Genomic DNA, 17,729 nt, shown 5'->3' with positions numbered 1-17,729 from the left:
CACCCGCGCGTTGCCGCGCGCTCGACCGGCCGTGGACGGGAGCGTCCCGATGACGGCCGCCGCACTGCTGTCCGTCCGGGGGGTCGTGAAGCGCTTTCCCGGCGTGACGGCCCTGGGTGGCGTGGACTTCGAGGTCCGCGCCGGCGAGGTGCACTGCCTGCTCGGGCAGAACGGTGCCGGCAAGTCGACGCTGATCAAGGTGTTGTCCGGTGCCCATCGGCCCGACGAGGGGGAGATCCGCTGGCGGGGCGAGGTCGTCGAGTTCGGCAACCCGACCGCGGCGATGCGCAGCGGTGTGGCCGCGATCTACCAGGAGCTCGACCTCGTCTCGGGGTTGTCCGTGGCGGACAACGTCTTCCTCGGGCACGAACTGTCCACGGCGGGCTTCACTAAGCGAGCCGACGCACGGCGCAGGACGCGGGCGTTGCTGCGACGGCTCGGGCACCCGGAGATCTCGCCCGACCGCGACGTCGGCCGGTTGTCGGTGGCGCACCAGCAGATCGTGAGCATGGCGCGGGCGCTGTCGCTGGACGGGCAGCTGCTCATCATGGACGAGCCGTCCGCCGTGCTGGACCCGGACGAGGTGCGGGTGCTGTTCGGGATCATCAGGGAGCTCACCGCCCAGGGGGTGGCGGTGATCTACATCTCGCACCGGCTGGCCGAGATCAGGGAGATCGGCGACCGGGTGACCGTGCTCAAGGACGGCCGCACCGTCGCGACGGGACTGGACGCGCGTGAGGTCAAGACGGCGGACCTGATCGCGTTGATGACCGGCAGGGTGCTGGAGAACGTGTACCCGCCGCGGAAACCGGTCGACCCGGCCGCGCCCGTGGTGCTGGAGGTGCGCGGGCTCGCCGACGGGGACCGCTTCCGCGAGGTGGACCTCACCGTCCACGCCGGGGAGGTGGTCGGGCTCGCGGGCCTGGTGGGGTCCGGGCGGTCGGAGATCCTCGAAACCGTATACGGCGCAAGGAAAGCGGCCGAGGGGACCGTCGTGGTCGACGGCAGGAGGCTGCGGCGCGGCAGCGTCGGCGCGGCCGTGCGCGCGGGGATGGGGTTGTGCCCGGAGGAGCGCAAGAGCCAGGGGCTGCTGCTCGACCAGGCCGTGTACCGCAACATCACCGTCAGTTCGATGTCGTCGTTCGCCCGCTTCGGGTTCCTGGACGACCGCGCCGAACGCGCCCGTGCGGCCACGCTCACCGAGTCGCTCGACGTGCGGCCCGCCGGCGTCGACCGCGTCGTGCGCGGGCTGTCGGGCGGCAACCAGCAGAAGGTCGTGCTCGCGCGGTGGTTGCTGCGGGAGTGCCGGGTGCTGCTGCTGGACGAACCCACCCGCGGCGTGGACGTGGGTGCGCGCAGCGAGATCTACGAGCTCATCCGCGCGCTGGCGGACTCCGGTGTGGCCGTGGTCGTCGTGTCGAGCGACGTCGAGGAGGTCCTCGGCCTGGCCGACCGGGTCCTGGTGGTGCGCGAGGGACGGGTGGTCCACGACGGCCCGGCCGACGAGATCGACGAGTCCCGGGTCCTCGACCTGGTCATGGAAGGACACGCCGCATGAGCGAGGACACCGCCGCCGTGCCCGCGCAGCAAGTGGGAAGTGCTCTGGCGAAGAAGGAATCCGGCATCTCGGCGCTGCTCGGTTCGCCGGCCGGGCGCAACACGGGCCTCGTGGTCGCCCTGGTCCTGCTGTGCCTGGGCGGTGTCGTCACCGCCGGGGACCGGTTCGCCGACGTCGACAACCTGCTCACCATCCTGCGGCTCGCCGCCGTGATCGGGGTCGTGAGCGTCGGCATGACGTTCGTGATCACCGGCGGCGGGATCGACCTGTCGGTGGGCGCGATCGTCGCGCTGTCCTCGGTGTGGGCCACGACCCTTGCCACCCAAGGCATCGCGAACGACTCGCACTGGATCGTCATGGTGTTCACCGCGTTGCTGGTGGGGGGTGCGTGCGGGCTGGTCAACGGCGCGCTCATCGCCTACGGCCGGATCGTGGCGTTCATCGCGACCCTGGCGAGCCTCGCCGCCGCACGCGGGCTCGCCGAGATCATCTCCAACCGCAAGACGCAGATCGTGAACGTGCCCGGCTTCACCGCGTTCTTCGACGCGTCGGTGCTGGGGGTACCGGTGCTCGTGGTGATCTTCGTGCTGGTCGCCGCCGGTGGCTGGGTGCTGCTCAACCGCACCACCTTCGGGCGCCGCACGTTCGCCGTCGGCGGCAACCCGGAGGCGGCGCGCCTGGCCGGCATCGACGTGCGGCGTCACACCGTGATGCTCTACACGCTGCTCGGTCTGTGCTGCGGGCTGGCCGCCGTGATGCTCATCGCCCGCACCACCACCGGAAGCGCGACGCACGGCGGTCTGTACGAGCTCGACGCCATCGCGGCGGTCGTCATCGGCGGCACGCTGCTCTCCGGTGGGCGCGGCACGATCGCCGGCACCGTCTTCGGCGTCCTGATCTTCACCACGCTGTCGAACGTCTTCACCCTCAACAACCTCTCCATCTCCGCCCAGGCCGTCGCGAAGGGGGCGATCATCGTCGTCGCCGTCCTCCTGCAGCAGCGGCTCGCCCGACGCAGCGGCGCTTGACGCCGCACCTCACGACCGCTGCCACCCGAGGAGACAAAGAAACCCATGCAACTCAAGAGAGTCACCCTTCTCGTCGCCGCGTCCGCGCTCGCGCTCACCGCCTGCACCGGCAACACGCCGCAGAGCCAGGGCGGTGACCAGGGCGGCGGCGCGAGGGTCGCCAACGACGAGCCCGGGGACAAGGTCGTCATCGGCTTCTCCGCCCCGGCGGCCGACCACGGCTGGATGGCCGCGATCACCGACGCCGCGAAGAAGGAGGCCGGCAAGTACTCCGACGTGGAGCTGCGCGTCGTCGAGGGCACCAACGACGTCAACCTCCAGATCAGCCAGGTCGAGACGTTCATCAACGACAAGGTGGACGCGATCGTCCTGCTGCCGTTCGACGGTGCCGCGCTCACCCCGGTCGCGCTCAAGGCCATGAAGGCCGGCATCACCGTGATCAACGTCGACCGGCAGTTCGACAGCCCGTTCGCCGCCCGCTCCACGGTGCTGGGCGACAACTACGGCATGGGCGTCTCCGCGGGCACGTACGTCTGCGAGCGGCTCAAGGACAAGCCGAACGCCGTCGTCGCCGAGATCGCGGGCATCGACTCGCTGCCGCTGACCCAGGAGCGCAGCAAGGGCTTCGCGGAGGCGCTCTCGGGCTGCGGGCTGAAGGTCGGCAACCGCGTCGCCGCCGAGTTCACCGTCGAGAGCGGTGAGCGGGCCGCCGCGAACCTGCTGCAGGCCGCGCCCAAGATCGACGCGCTCTGGAACCACGACGACGACCAGGGCGTCGGCGTCACCGCCGCGATCAAGAACTCCGGCCGCAGCGAGTTCTTCATGGTCGGCGGCGCGGGCTCGGCGAACGTGATGCGCGAGATCAAGGCGGACAACGGCCCGCACAAGGCGACCGTCATCTACCCGTCCACCCAGGGCGCGGACGGCATCCGCCTCGCCCGGCTCGCCGTGCAGAACAAGAGCCTCGGCGACCTGGTCGAGGTGGAGATCCCGCGCCAGGTGCAGCTCTACGCGCCTGTCGTGACGAAGGACAACGTCGACCGCTACCTGCCGACCGCCTTCGAGTCCTGAGAACCTGAGAGGACCGCATTGTGACGACGCAGGACCTTGGCATCGCGATGATCGGCCACGCCTTCATGGGAGCCGCGCACTCCCAGGCGTGGCGGGTCGCGCCGCGCTTCTTCGACCTGCCGCTGCGGCCGGTCATGTCCGTGCTGGCCGGCCGCGACGCGGACCGCACCGCGGCGGCCGCCGAGCGCCTCGGCTGGGCGGAGGCCGTGACCGACTGGAAGGCCGTGCTCGACCGCGACGACGTGCACGTGGTGGACATCTGCACACCGGGCGACACGCACGCCGAGATCGCGATCGCCGCGCTGGACGCGGGCAAGCACGTGCTGTGCGAGAAGCCGATGGCCAACAGCGTCGACGAAGCGGTCGCGATGGCCGAAGCCGCCGCACGCGCCGCACAGCGCGGTGTGCGCGCGATGGTCGGCTTCAGCTACCGGCGGGTTCCCGCCCTGGGCCTGGCCCGCGACCTGGTCGCGCAGGGCAGGCTCGGGCGGATCCACCACGTGCGCGCCCAGTACCTGCAGGACTGGATCGTCGACCCGGCCGCGCCGCTGTCGTGGCGGCTGGACAAGGACAAGGCCGGTTCCGGCGCGCTCGGCGACATCGGCGCGCACATCGTGGACGCGACCCAGTTCATCCTCGGTGACACCATCGGCGAGGTGATGGGGACGCTCGTGACGTTCGTGCCGGAGCGCCCGCTGGCGGCCAGCCACTCCGGGCTGTCCGGCACGGCTTCCGACGAGACCGGGCCGGTCACCGTGGACGACGCCGCGTTGTTCCTGGCGCGGTTCACCGGCGGAGCGCTCGGCTCGTTCGAGGCCACGCGGTTCGCCAACGGCCGCAAGAACGCGCTGCGCATCGAGGTCAACGGCTCGGCGGGCAGCCTGGCGTTCGACTTCGAGGACATGAACGTGCTGCAGTTCTTCGACGGCGCGGAGGACTCGTCCGTCGCCGGGTTCCGCCGGATCGTGGTCACCGAACCGGAGCACCCGTACGTCGGTGCCTGGTGGCCCGCCGGGCACGGGCTCGGGTACGAGCACGCGTTCACCCACCAGGCCGTCGACCTCGTGCGGGCCATCGCCGAGGGCACCGACCCCGCACCGACGTTCGCCGACGGGCTCCAGGTGCAGCGCGTCCTCGCCGCCGTCGAGGCGAGCGCGGAGTCCCGCACCTGGCAGCAGCTTTGAGGAGGAGACCCCAGATGGCACGTCCGATCACGCTGTTCACCGGCCAGTGGGCCGACCTGCCGTTCGAGGAGGTCTGCCGGCTCGCCTCGGGCTGGGGCTACGACGGTCTGGAGATCGCCTGCTGGGGCGACCACCTCGACCCGTGGCGCGCGGCGGAGGACGACGACTACGTCGCCGACCGGCTCGCGATCCTCGCCAAGCACGACCTGCGGGTGTGGGCGATCTCCAACCACCTCACCGGCCAGGCCGTGTGCGACGACCCGATCGACGAGCGGCACCAGGGCATCCTGTCCGCCCGCAACTGGGGCGACGGCGACCCCGAGGGCGTGCGGCAGCGCGCGGCCGAGGAGATGAAGATGACCGCGCGGGCCGCGGCGAGGCTCGGCGTCGACACCGTCGTGGGCTTCACCGGCTCGTCGATCTGGAAGACCGTCGCGATGTTCCCGCCGGCGCCCACGTCGATGATCGACGCCGGCTACCGGGACTTCGCCGACCGCTGGAACCCGATCCTGGACGTGTTCGACGAGGTCGGCGTCCGGTTCGCGCACGAGGTGCACCCGTCGGAGATCGCCTACGACTACTGGACCACCGTGCGCGCGTTGGAGGCCATCGGGCACCGACCGGCGTTCGGGCTGAACTGGGACCCGTCGCACTTCGTCTGGCAGGACCTCGACCCGGTCGGGTTCCTGTGGGACTTCCGCGACCGGATCTACCACGTCGACTGCAAGGACGCCCGGCGTCAGGTCGGCAACGGCCGCAACGGCCGGATGGGCTCGCACCTGCCGTGGGCGGACCCGCGGCGCGGCTGGGACTTCGTCTCCACCGGACGCGGCGACGTGCCGTGGGAGCAGTCGTTCCGGATGCTCAACACCATCGGCTACTCGGGGCCGATCAGCGTCGAGTGGGAGGACGCGGGCATGGACCGGCTGGTCGGCGCCCCCGAGGCGCTCGAGTTCATCCGCCGCAACGCCTTCGACCCGCCGTCGGCGTCGTTCGACGCCGCGTTCAGCTCCGGCGGCTGACCGGGGCGCGGGACGACGAGCCCCGCCTCGCGGAGCCGATGGGACAATTGATCGATGGAGAGCACCTTGGGTGTCGAGGCGGGATCGCCGGCCGCTGTGCTGCGCATGCTGATGGACGGCGGCCCGAGCACCCGTGCGGAGATCGTGGCCGCGACCGGCCTCGCCCGGTCCACGGTGCGGGCGAGGCTGGACCTGCTCGTGGCCGCGGGCCTGGTGACCGCCAGCGGTACGGGGGAGTCGACCGGCGGCCGTCCCGCCGGCCGGTTCGGCTTCAACCCCGGCGCCCACCTGGTGCTGGCGGCCGAGGTCGGCGCCACCCACGCCACGGTCGCGGTCTCCGACCTCTCGTGCCGCCTGCTCTCGGTCGACCAGGTGGACCTCGACGTCGCGGACGGGCCGGAGGCGATCCTGCCGCTGCTCGTCGCCACCTGGCGCTCGTTGCTGAAGACCGTGCCCGCCGCCGAGGTGGCGGGCGTGGGCATCGGCCTGCCCGGCCCCGTCGAGCACTCCACCGGCCGCCCGAACAACCCGCCCATCATGCCCGGCTGGGACGGCTTCGACGTGCCGGCCGCCATCACGGCGGAGTTCGGCGTGCCGGTGCTCGTCGACAACGAGGTCAACCTGATGGCGCTGGGCGAGCACACCGCCTCGCACCCGGACGTGCGCCACATGATCGTGGTGAAGGCGGCGACCGGCATCGGCGCCGGCCTGATCAGCAACGGCGTGCTGCACCGCGGTGCGGCGGGTGCGGCGGGCGACCTCGGGCACATCAGGGTTCCCGACGACGGCGAGGTGCTCTGCCGGTGCGGCAACACCGGGTGCCTGGAGGCGGTCGCCGCCGGTCCCGCGCTGGCCGCGAAGCTCCGCGGCCTGGGACATCCCGCGCACTCGACGGCCGACGTGGTGAACCTGGTCCGCGGCGGCAACCTCGAGGCGGGCCGCGTCGTGCGGCAGGCGGGCCGTGACATCGGCGAGGTGCTCGCCGGGTGCGTGAGCATGTTCAACCCGTCGCTCGTGGTCATCGGCGGTCTGCTCGCGGAGGCGGGCGAGATGCTGCTGGCGGGCGTGCGCGAGTCGATCTACCGCCGCTCGCTGCCGCTGGCCACCGAGAACCTGCGGATCGTCGCCTCGGGCGCCGGGGTGACGGCCGGGGCGCTGGGGGCGGCCGCGATGGTGGTGCGGCACGTGCTGTCACCGGAGGTGCTGGACGCGCGGCTCGGTGAGGTCGCGGCGGGTGTCTCGACGCGTGAGGTGCAACTGTCGTCCCACGCCACCTAAGCCACGTTGTTGCTCGTTCAGGAAGGCCTTCGTGCAACCGCACGGAGGCCTTCCTGGCGTTCGCGCACCTGAGTAATGACGGCGCTCATCCTTAAGATCGCTGCGATATGACAACAAGGCGGTGACTTTTGATTGACAGCCGCCAATAGTCTGCCTACCGTCACCTCATGACTGTGACCCGCGCTACACCGGGGGTGGCCGCACACCCCGCTGGGCGAACGCGCGCGCTCGTGGCAGCCGTGGGCAAGGAGCCCACGACGGCGACCCAGCACCTGCTGGGTCTCATGCGCACCGGCGCGACGGACCGGGCGATCGCCCGTGAGCTCGACGTCAGCCTGCGCACCTTGAACAGGCGGATCTCGCGACTGCAGTCGTTGCTCGGCGTGCAGTCGCGGTTCCAGCTCGGCGTGCTCGCGGCCGAGCTGGACTGGCTGTCCGCGGTGCCGCCGCGGGCAGTGGGGGAGTAGGGGCTCAGGCGCCCGCCGGCCGGTGGCCGTCGAGGAACCGCCGCACCACGGCCACGGGGTCGGCGGGCGCCTGGGTCGCCCGCCGGTCGACCCGCCGGGCCAGCGACCGCATCATCAGCGGGCCGACCAGCGCGAAGAACGTGTGCCGCGGCGGTTCCACGACCAGGGCGCCTCGCCGCTGGTGGTGCAGGATCACCTCGTCGACCCGTTCGAGCAGCTTCTCCGGCTCGGCGAGCACCGCCGCCACCTCGGGGCTGAACTTCGCCTCCCGCATCAGCGTGAGCACCACGCCGCCCCGCGTCTCGTAGAGCCTCGCGTAGTAGCTCACGATCGTGACGAGATCGGCCTCCACGTCGTCGCCCGGTGAGCCGAGGTCGAGCGCGAACCCCTTGAAGTTGCCGCGCACGGCCTGGCGCAGCAGGTTCTCCTTCGAGGTGAAGCGCCGGAAGAGCGTGGCCTCGTTGATCCCGGCGGCGTCGGCGATGGCGCGCGTGGTCGCCCGCTCGTAGCCCTGCTCGGCGATCACCGCCAGCACGGCGTCGAACACCTTCTCGTCGGGCACCCGGCCGGCCACACGCTCCTCCTCGCTCGAATGCAAGTGGGCACTTGCACAAGCGTGGCCGGGTTGGCTACCTTGATTGCAAGTGACTGCTTGCAATTCAGCCTAACGAAGGACAGGGCCATGGCCGACACCAGCCTCCCCGCACGCTCCTCGGTTCTCGCGCCCTCCGCCGGAGAGATCGCCGTCGGCCTCCTCGGCGCCGCGGTCGTTGCCGTGGCCGTCAACGCACTGATCGCCTTCCTCGCGGGCAGGTTCATCCCCGAGGGCACCGAACGCGTGGGGCTCGCGCTGGCGGAGTACGCGCCGGCCACGGTGATCGGGATCCTGCTCGGCACGCTCGGCTGGTACCTCGTCCGGCGGTTCGCCGTCCGCCCGCGCCGGGTGCTGCGGACGCTCGTGCCCGCGGTCGTCGTGGCCTCCTGGATTCCGGACCTCAGCATCCTCGCGGGAGGCGCGAGCATCGTGAACTCGCTCGCGCTCATCGCCATGCACGTCGTCGTCGCGGCGGTCGCGGTGCCCACGCTGTCGCGCGTTCTGCCGCTCGGCAACAGGAGCTAGCCGGCGACGTCCTCCCGGCCCGGCGGCTTGGTGCCCACCCGGTGCAGCCAGCTGTCGAACAGGTCCCGGTAGCGCGCCGCGCGAGGAGAGGGGTCGTCGGTGCCGATGCGGTCGTAGAACTCGAACGGCCGGATGCGCCCGTTCTCGGTCCATTGCAGGTACGACAGGAAGACCGTGCCGTCACCGAAGCGGAAGCCGTGCACGACGGGCACGCACGCGTAGGGCTTCAGCTCCACGGTGATCTTGCGGCGCGCGAGGTCGTCGGCCTCGTCGGCGAGGAACGACCGGATGCGGTGCTGGCTGCGCCGCGCCTCGGCGGCCCAGTCCTCGGGCAGTTCGCCGCACCGCGCGAGGAAGTCCGGGTCCAGGCAGTGCAGCGTCACCTTCCAGCCGTGCGGAGGGTCGTTCGAGGTGAGCCACGCGGCCAGCGCGGGCCACGTCGTGTTCAGCGTCAGCCCCAGCACCTCCACCTGCCGCGCCCGCCGCCCGGTCCCGGTCCCGCCCATGACCGCCAGCACGTCGGCGAGGGAGTGCGTGACGTCGCGCCGCTGCCGTTCGGTGATCAGCGCCCGCAACGCGCGGACGTCCCTGCCGTGCTGGTAGATCGCGATGGTGGCGATCTCCAGCATCACCGCGACCAGCGCGACCAGCCCCTGCAGGTCGAGCTTGCCGACGTAGCGCTCCAGCACGATCCGCGTCGGCTCGATGGTCGTCAGGACCAGGTAGACGCCGGCGAGCAGCGCCAAGGCCGTGGTGACGAGCTCCCACCCCCGCCGAACCCGAGCCGAGATCCCGCCGCGGACCCGCCGTCTCCCGATCGCCACCGTCGCATCCTCATCCACCCGGCCGCGAGGCACGACGTCCGAACGGATGAGACCGGTTCTCGCACTCCGCCACCTCGGCGGATCACGACTTTGTAGGCTGCTCCCCGCAGGTTGGGGAACCCGAGCCGGTCGGCGCGCGTCGACACGGACGGACATGGCGCTCGGGACTACGAGGACGATGACGGAAGAGACGTTCGGGCCGTACCGGATCGAGGAGCTGCTCGGTCGCGGCGGGATGGGCGAGGTGCACCGGGCCTACGACACGGCGCACGACAGGATCGTGGCGCTCAAGAGGCTGTCGCCCGGCTACCACGACGACCAGGAATTCCGCGCCCGCTTCCGCCGGGAAGCGCAGATCGTCGCACGGCTGCGCGAGCCGCACGTCATCCCGATCCACGCCTACGGCGAGATCGACGACCGCCTCTACCTCGACATGCGGCTGGTCGAGGGCGCCGACCTCTCGGACCTGATCAGCGACGGCCCCATCGACCCGTCCCGCGCCGTGCGCATCGTCGAGCAGGTCGCGAGCGCCCTCGACGCCGCGCACGCCGACGGCCTCGTGCACCGCGACGTGAAGCCGTCCAACATCCTCGTGACCTCCGGCGACTTCGTGTACCTGGTGGACTTCGGCATCGCCCGCAGCGCCTCGCCGGCCGCGACGAGCCTGACGGCGTCCGGTTCCGTCGTCGGCACCCTCGACTACATGGCCCCGGAACGCTTCGAGAGCGTGCCGGTGGACGGCCGCGCCGACGTCTACGCGTTGGCGTGCGTGCTGTTCGCCTGCGTGGCGGGGCGGCGCCCGTTCACCGCGGAGGGCACGGCGGCGCAGATCTGGGCGCACATGAAGGAGGAGCCGCCCAAGGCCTCGCCGTTGAACCCGGCGGTCCCGGCGGCCCTGGACGACGTCATCGCGAAGGGCATGGCGAAGGACCCGGCTGACCGGTACGCCACGGCCGGGGAGTTCGCCCGTGCGGCGGCGCTCGCCCTGACGGCTCCGGCCGCGGGGTTCGGGCTGCCGGGCGCGCCGGTGACTCCGCCCGGTGGGCAGCCGGGGTTCGGCGCTCCCGGGACTCCACCGGGGTTCGGCGCGGCGGCACCGTTCGGCGCTTCCGCTCCCGGCCGGCCCGGTGCTCCCGCCGGATCGCGTGGCCCGTCGGCCCCCGGCACCCCACCCGGCGGTCAGCCGATGCCCAATGGCCTCGGCACCCCGCCCGGCGGTCAGCCGATGCCCGGCGGCCCCGGCACCCCGCCCGCGGGACTCGCCACCCCGCCCGGCGGCCAGTTCCCGCCCGCCGGCCGACCCCCGCTGACCGCTCCGCCGCACCCCGCGACGACCGGTCCGCAGCACCAGCCCTCGTGGCCCCCGCCCGGCTTCCAGCACACCACGACCGGCCCCCGGCCCCAGTACCCGCCGGCCCGGTCCCAGCCCGGTTCCCGCTCCCGGGCCAAGCAGCTCGCCCTCGTCGGCGGCGCCCTGGCGGTCGTGGCGGCGGTCGTGACAACGCTGGTGATCGCCGCGAACCGTGACAAGAAGCTCGGCTCCGGCACCTCCAGCACCACCCCGACCAGCTCCACGACGACGACCACGACCACCACGACCGCGTCGAAAACCACCACCACGACCCGCTCACCCCAGGACGACACCCTGATGAGCGCCCTGCCGGGCGTCTACAAGACCGCCAACTCGTGCGTGTCCGCCGCCCCGGAGAACGGCGTGGCCGCCGCGGTCCGCTGCGGCAACCCGAACACCGCCGACGACCCCAGGCTCGCCACCCCCGAGGTGGCCGAGTTCCGCCTCTTCGCCGACCGCGCCGCCCAGGACGCGTACTTCCAGGCGCTGGTGACGAGCCGGGGCATCCCGCGCAGGGACGACCGCGGCGGCTGCCGGCCGCAGGACGACCCCGTCCACTACGCGCTCTTCTGGCGCGACACGTCCGGCCCGCTGCCGGGCGAGTTCACGACGTGCTTCCTCGAGGCCGGCACCGCCCAGGTGTGGTGGGTCGACTCGAAGACCCTCACGATCGGTGCGCTGAAGAAGCCGGGCGACATCAACGTCCTCGACAAGCTCGGCCTGTGGTGGAACACCTCGATCCTGACGAAGTACTAGACCCGGTCCGACCAGCTCCGGTAACACCTGCAAGGGCCACCTGCGACTGATTGATGCGCCCGACGCCCGTGCGCGAGGCGATCCGGCGCCTGGAGCAGGACGGCCTGATCAGGCGCACGGGACCGCGCACGGTGGTCGTCGCCGACATGGGCACGTCCGCCGTCGAGGACCTGGCCGAGGTGGAGATCGCCCTGCGCGGCCTGATCGCCCGCTTCGCGGCCCGGCACGCCACGGCCGCTCAGCTCGACGCGCTCGACGCCGTCCTCGACGAGGCCGACGACCTGCTGGTCGTCATCAAGCAGCGCGACGCCGAGGCCGGCCCGTCGAGAAGCACCTCGACGCGCTGCTGGACACCGTGCAGCGCTTCAACGACGCCGTGGCGGAGTGCGCGGGCAACGCCGTCCTGGTCCGGCTCCTCGACCGGACCAGGGTGTTCACCCGCGCGGAACGCCGCACGCGGACGGTGGAACGGGTGCTCGCGGACCACCGGGACGGGCTCGACCGCTGCACGAAGCACCGCGCGTTGGTGCGGGCGTTGCGGGCGGGGGACTCGGTGGCCGCGGGCGGCTACCGAGTCCCGGCCAGGGCGCGCAACGGCGTGGGCCCGCGGTACTCGGCGAGCCTGCGCCGCGACTGGTTCTCGTCCAGCGCGACGGCGTCGAGGAGGTCGAAGAGGTTCCTGGTCCGCTCCACGGCCGCCTCGTCCTGCGCGAACACCTTCGCCAGGTCGGACTCCGCGTAGACCAGCGGCGTCGCCTTCTCGAACTCGAACAGCGTGCACGTCGACTGGAACGCGGCCGTCGCGGCCTCCGCGGGCACGATGCGCACGAGGTTCGAGTTCGCCATCAGCCACGCGCACTGCTCCGCCATCACGTGGGCGTCCCCGAGCCGCAGCCGCAACGCGAGCTCGTGGAGGTAGAAGACGCAGTCGGGCCGCGTCGGCCGGCGCAGCACCGCCTGCCGGTCGACGTCGTCGGGCGTGGCCCCCGTCGCCGCCTGCAGGGCCTGCGCGTAAGCGGGTGTCTGCAGGAGGCTGTTCACGGTCAGCACGTCGTACGCCGTGATCTTGGTGGCCATCGCCTCGGTCATCACGAGCGTGCGCGGGTTGTCCGGCACCTGGGCGAGGTAGGGGTCGAAGGCGTTGCGGTAGCGGCGGAAGAAGTCCTCGATGAAGTCGATGTCCTTGCCGCAGGCCGTGAGGTACTGCACGAGGTCGATCTCGCTCGCCCGGACCTTGCCGTGCTCGATGTTGGACACCTTGCTGGGATCCCAGCCGAGCTGCACGGCGAGCCCGCGGCCCCTCAGCCCGGTGAACCTCTGCCGGAGCCGGCGCAGTTCGTCGCCCAGATCCCTGCTGTACGCGGTGGAAGTCGTCACGGTCACGACCTCGAACGTATGGGTTGGAAACAGTCCAAGGTACGCGCTCGTTCGGGTGAAAACGGGCTCCGTGACGCCCTAGTCGAGCAGCTTGCGCAGCTCCGCGTCGAAGTCCACGAAGTCGTTCTCGCAACCGGGGGCGACCACGTCGTAGGTGGAGTTGAGGAACTCCTGCAGCTCGGACGACCGCACGTGGAACACCGCGTGCGACACGTCGGACTGCAGCTCGAGCACCGCGGTCGTCGAGTTGTGCGGACGCAGCCGCACGTCACCCGCGCCGCTGGTGGTGATCAATCCGTCGGCGAGCAGGTCGCGGCTCACGAGCCACACGGTCTCCTGACGGCCCATGCGGAACGTCATGGTCACGGCGTGCGGGTCGTCGGCGCGGTAGCCGAGCTCGACCTCGACGGGCATGGGGCGCCCGGAGGGGGCGATGAAGGCGAAGACCGACTCGGCACCCACTCGTGTCACGTTCGTCATGCCCCCTTGGACGCGCGGCACCCTCCGTGGATGCCTCGATCAGGAAAAGCGATCGGAACGTGATTTTCAATGGTCCCGAAGTATGACTTTTGACAACCGGGGCCGGCCGCCGGGTGAGACGGGTCGGCTCACCCGGTCTGACCTGGCATTTTCATCACTTTGCGCTGGTGGGGTTCGGTCATCTGTGGATGGCGTCACGGCCTCGGTTGCCCGAATGTCGAGACCACGGGATGACGCCACCTCAAATTCGACTCAAGCAATTCGACGCTTTCCGTAGGTGATTCGGCACGGAAAGTGAGGGGTGCTCAGGTGGCGCCGACAGGCCGTCGGCGGGCGGTTGCACCCCTCCGTCAGGCCGGGTTACCGCGCGGCCGCAACCGCCCGCCCGGCAGCGGCGGCGCCGGCAGCCGGTCACCGGGGTAGCCCTCGACCCGGCCGAACCGGTCTCCTCCCGCCTGCCACTCGTCGCGGAACACCACGATCTCGTCGTGCGTGCGGCCGACGAAGTTCCACCACATGACGATCTCCTCGCCGAACGGCTCGCCGCCCAGCAGCACGATCCGCGCGCCCGCGGCCGACGACAGGGTGAGCGTGGAGCGGCCCGTGCCGACGTACCCGAGGTCTCCCGGCCGCAGAGCGGTCCCGCCGACCGCCACGTCACCCGTGTCGAGCAGGGCGCCGTGTTCGAACGCCGGGTCGACGTCCAGGGTCAGCGTGCTCCCGGCGGGCAGGACGACCTCGGCGCCGAGCAGCGGCGTGAACGTGCGGACGGGGGACGTCGAGCCCGCGAGCGAGCCGAGGAACACCCGGACGGCGGCGCCGTCCACCTCCACGGCCGGCGGGACGTGGTGCTGGAAGTCGCGCGGGGCGTCGCGGTGGGCGTCGGGCAGGGCCAGCCAGAGCTGGACGCCGTGCAGCACGGTGGAGGACGGCGTGGACACCTCGGAGTGGGCGATGCCGTGGCCGCCGGTCATCAGGTTCAGCTCGCCGGGGCGCACGTGCGCGTGGACGCCGAGGCTGTCGCGGTGCTCGATTTCCCCGGCGAAGAGCCAGCTCACGGTCTGCAGGCCGGTGTGGGGGTGCGGGGCGACGTCCATGCTGACCTCGTCGGGGCCGTAGTGGTCGCAGAAGCACCAGGCGCCGATCAGCGAGCGCTGCTTCTGCGGCAGCGTCCGGCGCACCCTCATCGCGCGCGGGCCGCCCAGCGGAACGTCGCGGGGGCCCAGGACCTCCACGCCACCGGGGGTGGAGGTGCACGTCACTTCTGCGGGCTCGGCCTCGACATTGCTCACGGGTCCGATCGTAAGCTGGCGCGGGGGTGGCTGTGGATCTTCGGGCACACGTGTCGGGCAGCGGGTACGTGCTCGACGAGGCGCAGCTGGCGGTGGTCGCGCGGCTGGAGGAGCTGGGGCGGCGCCGCCGGGGCGTCTACCTGCACGGCCCGGTGGGGCGGGGCAAGAGCTTCCTCGCGGACGCGTTGTTCGACGTGGTGCCGGGACCCAAGAAGCGGGTGCACTTCCACGCGTTCTTCCGGGAGCTGCACGCGCGGATCTCCGAACGGCTGCACCGGCGCGGCGCCGTCGAGAAGGCGGTGGAGGAGCTCGTCGGCAAGGCCGAGGTGCTGGCGTTCGACGAGTTCCACCTGCACGACGTCGATGACGCGATGCTGATGACCCGCCTGCTGGAGGTACTGCGACGGCGGCGGGTGATGGTCATCGCCACCTCCAACCACCCGCCGGACGGCCTGCTGCCCAACGCGCTCTACCACGACCACTTCCTGCCCGGCATCGCGCTGCTGAAGGAACTGGCGGACGTCGTCGAGCTCGACGGCCCCACCGACTACCGGCACCTGCACGGGACACCGCGGTCGCGGTTCGAGACGGGGGAGATCCGCGGGCACGCCGCGGTCCCCGCCGCACCCGTCGCGCTCGGGGTCCACGGCCGGGCGATCACCGCCCTCGGCGTCGAGGGGTCGCGGGTCTGGTTCGGCTTCGGCGACCTGTGCGAGAAGCCGACGTCCACGCACGACTACCTCGCGCTCGCCGCGCGTTTCGACGACTGGGTGCTCGTCGGCGTACCGCGCATGAGCACGTGCGGCCGCGAGGCGCAGCAACGGTTCGCGAACGTCGTGGACGTCCTCGTGGACGCCGATGTGCGGCTGACACTGGTGAGTGACCACGCCCTCGCCGAGATCATCGGCGGCGACGCCCTCGACCTCGCCCGCACCGCCAGCCGGTTGGAGCTGATCAACTCGACCGGGTGAACAGTGGGGCCGCTCCCACCGCCGACAGGGAGCAAAACCCCTGTCATAGGAGCAGCAAGTGAAGATGGTGCGCGCCCGCGTCGGTGAGCTCGTGGAGAGCAACCGGTTCCAGATGTTCGTCATCGGCGTGATCGTGGTCAACGCGATCACGCTGGGAGCCGAGACGTCGACCGTGCTGCAGGTGGAGTCCGGGCCGCTGCTGACGACGATCGACCACCTGGCGCTCGCGATCTTCGCGTTCGAGCTCGCGGCGAGGCTGTACGCGTCCGGCTGGAGGTTCTTCAAGGACCCGTGGAACGTCTTCGACTTCGTGGTCGTCGCCATCGCGCTGATCCCGACCGCGGGGCCGCTGTCGGTGCTGCGCAGCCTGAGGATCCTGCGCGCGCTGCGGCTGGTGGCGATGGTGCCGAGCATGCGCCGCGTGGTGGCGGCGCTCGTCCGGTCCGTCCCCGGCCTGCTGTCGCTGTCGGGCCTGCTGGTGCTGCTGGTCCACGTCGGCGGCGTCATCGCGAGCAACCTGTTCGGCGACACCGGCGACCCGCGCTTCTCCGGCCTCGGCCCGACGCTGCTCACCCTGTTCCAGATCACCACCGGCGGCGGCTGGTCCGACGTCCTGCGCGACCTCATGAACCAGAAGCCGTTCGCGTGGATCTTCTTCCTGGTCTACCTGGTGGTCGGCTCGTTCACGGTGCTCAACCTGTTCATCGCGGTGGTGTGCAGTGCGATGCAGGAGGAGATCACGGTGCCGGCGCCGCGGTCGGCGTCGCACGACGACCTGCTGCTGCGGGAGGTCCGCGCGCTCAGGGAGGAGGTGCGGGCGATCCGGCAGAACGCCTAGGAGCCGGGAGCCCGTTCTTCTCGAACCGGCGCCGGTTCCCCGCCCGTCCTGTCATCCGGTGGAGCGCGGGAACCCCACGAAAGTGGGTCTCCGAGACCCGTCGGCCAGGTTAAGAGCCCTGTACGCAGAAGCATTCCGGCCTACCCGTTCGTGTCCGAACCAAGCCTGAACGGCGGATCGCCCGTTGGGCCGGAAGCTGCAAAGGTCAGTTGCTGTTCGGCAGTGAGCGTTACAACGAACAGGAGCCACCCAGGTATGGCGAGCCCCACTGTGAAGCCGGTCCTGCGCACCGACTACCAGCGTTCCGTCGCGGACTACTGGAACAGGGAGAAGGACCCGGTCAACATCAAGCTCGGCGAGGTGGACGGGCTCTACCACCACCACTACGGGCTCGGCCAGTACGACCCCGCGGTGCTGGAGGCTCCGCTCTCGGTGCGCGACCAGGTGATGATCGCCGAGATGCACCGGCTGGAGACGGCCCAGGCGGAGGTGCTGCTCGACGCGTTCGGCGACCTCCCGGCCAACCCCCACCTGATGGACGGCGGCTCCGGCCGCGGCGGCACGAGCTTCATGGCCAACGCCCGGTTCGGCGCCCGCATCGACGGCGTCAGCATCTCCGAGGAGCAGGTGGCGTTCGCCAACAGGCAGGCCGTCGAGCGCGGCGTCGCCGACCAGGTGAAGTTCCACTTCAGGAACATGCTCGACACGGGCTTCGAGACCGGCTCGTTCGACGGCATCTGGACCAACGAGACCACGATGTACGTGGACCTCCAGCAGCTGTACGGCGAATTCGCGCGGCTCATCGCCCCCGGCGGCCGGTACGTCTGCATCACCGGCTGCTCCAACGACCTGACCGGCCTGCGGTCGCGCGCGGTCAGCCAGATCGACCAGCACTACATCTGCAACATCCACCCGCGCAGCGAGTACTTCCGCGCGCTGGCGGACAACGGGTTCGTGCCGATCAGCGTCGTCGACCTGACGCCGGACACCATCCCGTACTGGGAGCTGCGCGCCCAGTCGTCGGTCGCGACCGGGGTGGAGGACCCGTTCCTCACCGCCTACCGGGAGGGGTCGTTCCACTACCTGCTGATCGTCGCCGACAGGATCTGACG

17 protein-coding genes and 1 pseudogene are annotated in these 17,729 nt (G+C 71.3%); 13 read left to right on the top strand and 5 right to left on the bottom strand.

The window, feature by feature from the left end:
- Nucleotides 1–49: 49 nt before the first annotated feature.
- The 7 genes from L6E10_RS32415 to L6E10_RS32385 all read left to right on the top strand — a co-directional run bounded on the left by L6E10_RS32415 (nt 50) and on the right by L6E10_RS32385 (nt 7,608).
- On the top strand, nt 50–1,558 hold the full coding sequence (locus L6E10_RS32415; RefSeq protein WP_236223954.1) for a sugar ABC transporter ATP-binding protein: 1,509 nt from the start codon (nt 50–52) through the stop codon (nt 1,556–1,558).
- Nucleotides 1,555–2,586, top strand: a complete 1,032-nt coding sequence (locus tag L6E10_RS32410; protein WP_236223953.1) for an ABC transporter permease — start codon at nt 1,555–1,557, stop codon at nt 2,584–2,586. Before L6E10_RS32415 ends, L6E10_RS32410 begins: the two co-directional genes overlap by 4 nt.
- 45 nt (nt 2,587–2,631) lie before the next feature.
- The gene (locus L6E10_RS32405) at nt 2,632–3,657 is read left to right on the top strand and encodes a substrate-binding domain-containing protein (RefSeq protein WP_236223952.1); all 1,026 of its coding nucleotides are present in this window, start codon (nt 2,632–2,634) and stop codon (nt 3,655–3,657) included.
- Between the two features lie 47 nt (nt 3,658–3,704).
- Complete coding sequence (locus tag L6E10_RS32400) at nt 3,705–4,841, top strand: Gfo/Idh/MocA family protein (protein ID WP_236223998.1); 1,137 nt, start codon at nt 3,705–3,707, stop codon at nt 4,839–4,841.
- A 14-nt stretch (nt 4,842–4,855) separates the two neighbouring features.
- A complete protein-coding gene (locus L6E10_RS32395; RefSeq protein ID WP_236223951.1) occupies nt 4,856–5,863 on the top strand; it encodes a sugar phosphate isomerase/epimerase in 1,008 nt (335 codons plus the stop codon).
- Nucleotides 5,864–5,917: 54 nt separating this feature from the next.
- A complete protein-coding gene (locus L6E10_RS32390; protein WP_236223950.1) occupies nt 5,918–7,141 on the top strand; it encodes an ROK family transcriptional regulator in 1,224 nt (407 codons plus the stop codon).
- 167 nt (nt 7,142–7,308) lie between these two features.
- Nucleotides 7,309–7,608 carry a LuxR C-terminal-related transcriptional regulator gene (locus L6E10_RS32385; RefSeq protein ID WP_143022578.1) on the top strand — a complete coding sequence of 100 codons (300 nt, stop codon included), beginning with the start codon at nt 7,309–7,311 and terminating at the stop codon, nt 7,606–7,608.
- 4 nt (nt 7,609–7,612) lie between these two features.
- Here the strand turns inward: L6E10_RS32385 and L6E10_RS32380 are convergent, their stop codons facing one another.
- Complete coding sequence (locus L6E10_RS32380) at nt 7,613–8,182, bottom strand: TetR/AcrR family transcriptional regulator (RefSeq protein WP_236223949.1); 570 nt, start codon at nt 8,180–8,182, stop codon at nt 7,613–7,615.
- 108 nt (nt 8,183–8,290) lie between these two features.
- On the opposite strand from L6E10_RS32380, the gene L6E10_RS32375 reads away from it, so the two are divergent.
- Nucleotides 8,291–8,728 (top strand): DUF6069 family protein, encoded by a 438-nt coding sequence (locus L6E10_RS32375; RefSeq protein ID WP_236223948.1) that lies wholly within the window; start codon nt 8,291–8,293, stop codon nt 8,726–8,728.
- Here the strand turns inward: L6E10_RS32375 and L6E10_RS32370 are convergent.
- Nucleotides 8,725–9,552: a hypothetical protein gene (locus L6E10_RS32370; protein WP_236223947.1), complete on the bottom strand. Its 828-nt coding sequence runs from the start codon at nt 9,550–9,552 to the stop codon at nt 8,725–8,727. The genes L6E10_RS32375 and L6E10_RS32370 overlap by 4 nt on opposite strands.
- A 178-nt stretch (nt 9,553–9,730) precedes the next feature.
- Between L6E10_RS32370 and L6E10_RS32365 the strand changes: the two genes are divergently transcribed.
- Nucleotides 9,731–11,659, top strand: coding sequence for a serine/threonine-protein kinase (locus L6E10_RS32365; RefSeq protein ID WP_236223946.1), 1,929 nt, complete (start codon nt 9,731–9,733; stop codon nt 11,657–11,659).
- A gap of 40 nt (nt 11,660–11,699) precedes the next feature.
- Nucleotides 11,700–12,161 (top strand): annotated as a pseudogene (locus L6E10_RS41290) (hypothetical protein); the annotation flags it as partial.
- 65 nt (nt 12,162–12,226) lie between these two features.
- Here the strand turns inward: L6E10_RS41290 and L6E10_RS32355 are convergent.
- From L6E10_RS32355 to L6E10_RS32345, 3 genes are all read right to left on the bottom strand, one after another.
- On the bottom strand, nt 12,227–13,042 hold the full coding sequence (locus L6E10_RS32355) for a helix-turn-helix transcriptional regulator (protein WP_236223944.1): 816 nt from the start codon (nt 13,040–13,042) through the stop codon (nt 12,227–12,229).
- A 72-nt stretch (nt 13,043–13,114) separates the two neighbouring features.
- Nucleotides 13,115–13,516, bottom strand: a complete 402-nt coding sequence (locus L6E10_RS32350; protein ID WP_236223943.1) for an SsgA family sporulation/cell division regulator — start codon at nt 13,514–13,516, stop codon at nt 13,115–13,117.
- 350 nt (nt 13,517–13,866) lie between these two features.
- On the bottom strand, nt 13,867–14,808 hold the full coding sequence (locus L6E10_RS32345; RefSeq protein ID WP_236223942.1) for a pirin family protein: 942 nt from the start codon (nt 14,806–14,808) through the stop codon (nt 13,867–13,869).
- 26 nt (nt 14,809–14,834) lie between these two features.
- Between L6E10_RS32345 and zapE the strand changes: the two genes are divergently transcribed.
- The 3 genes from zapE to L6E10_RS32330 all read left to right on the top strand — a co-directional run bounded on the left by zapE (nt 14,835) and on the right by L6E10_RS32330 (nt 17,727).
- On the top strand, nt 14,835–15,779 hold the full coding sequence (gene zapE, locus L6E10_RS32340; RefSeq protein ID WP_236223941.1) for a cell division protein ZapE: 945 nt from the start codon (nt 14,835–14,837) through the stop codon (nt 15,777–15,779).
- A gap of 64 nt (nt 15,780–15,843) precedes the next feature.
- Complete coding sequence (locus tag L6E10_RS32335) at nt 15,844–16,617, top strand: ion transporter (protein WP_236223997.1); 774 nt, start codon at nt 15,844–15,846, stop codon at nt 16,615–16,617.
- A 255-nt stretch (nt 16,618–16,872) separates the two neighbouring features.
- On the top strand, nt 16,873–17,727 hold the full coding sequence (locus L6E10_RS32330; protein WP_236223940.1) for a geranyl diphosphate 2-C-methyltransferase: 855 nt from the start codon (nt 16,873–16,875) through the stop codon (nt 17,725–17,727).
- Nucleotides 17,728–17,729: the final 2 nt, after the last annotated feature.

Source organism: Lentzea sp. CC55 (genome assembly GCF_021056325.1).
Lineage (GTDB): Bacteria > Actinomycetota > Actinomycetes > Mycobacteriales > Pseudonocardiaceae > Lentzea > Lentzea jiangxiensis.
Note: the sequence above shows the minus strand (reverse complement) of the source record. Positions and strands in the feature narration are given on the sequence as shown.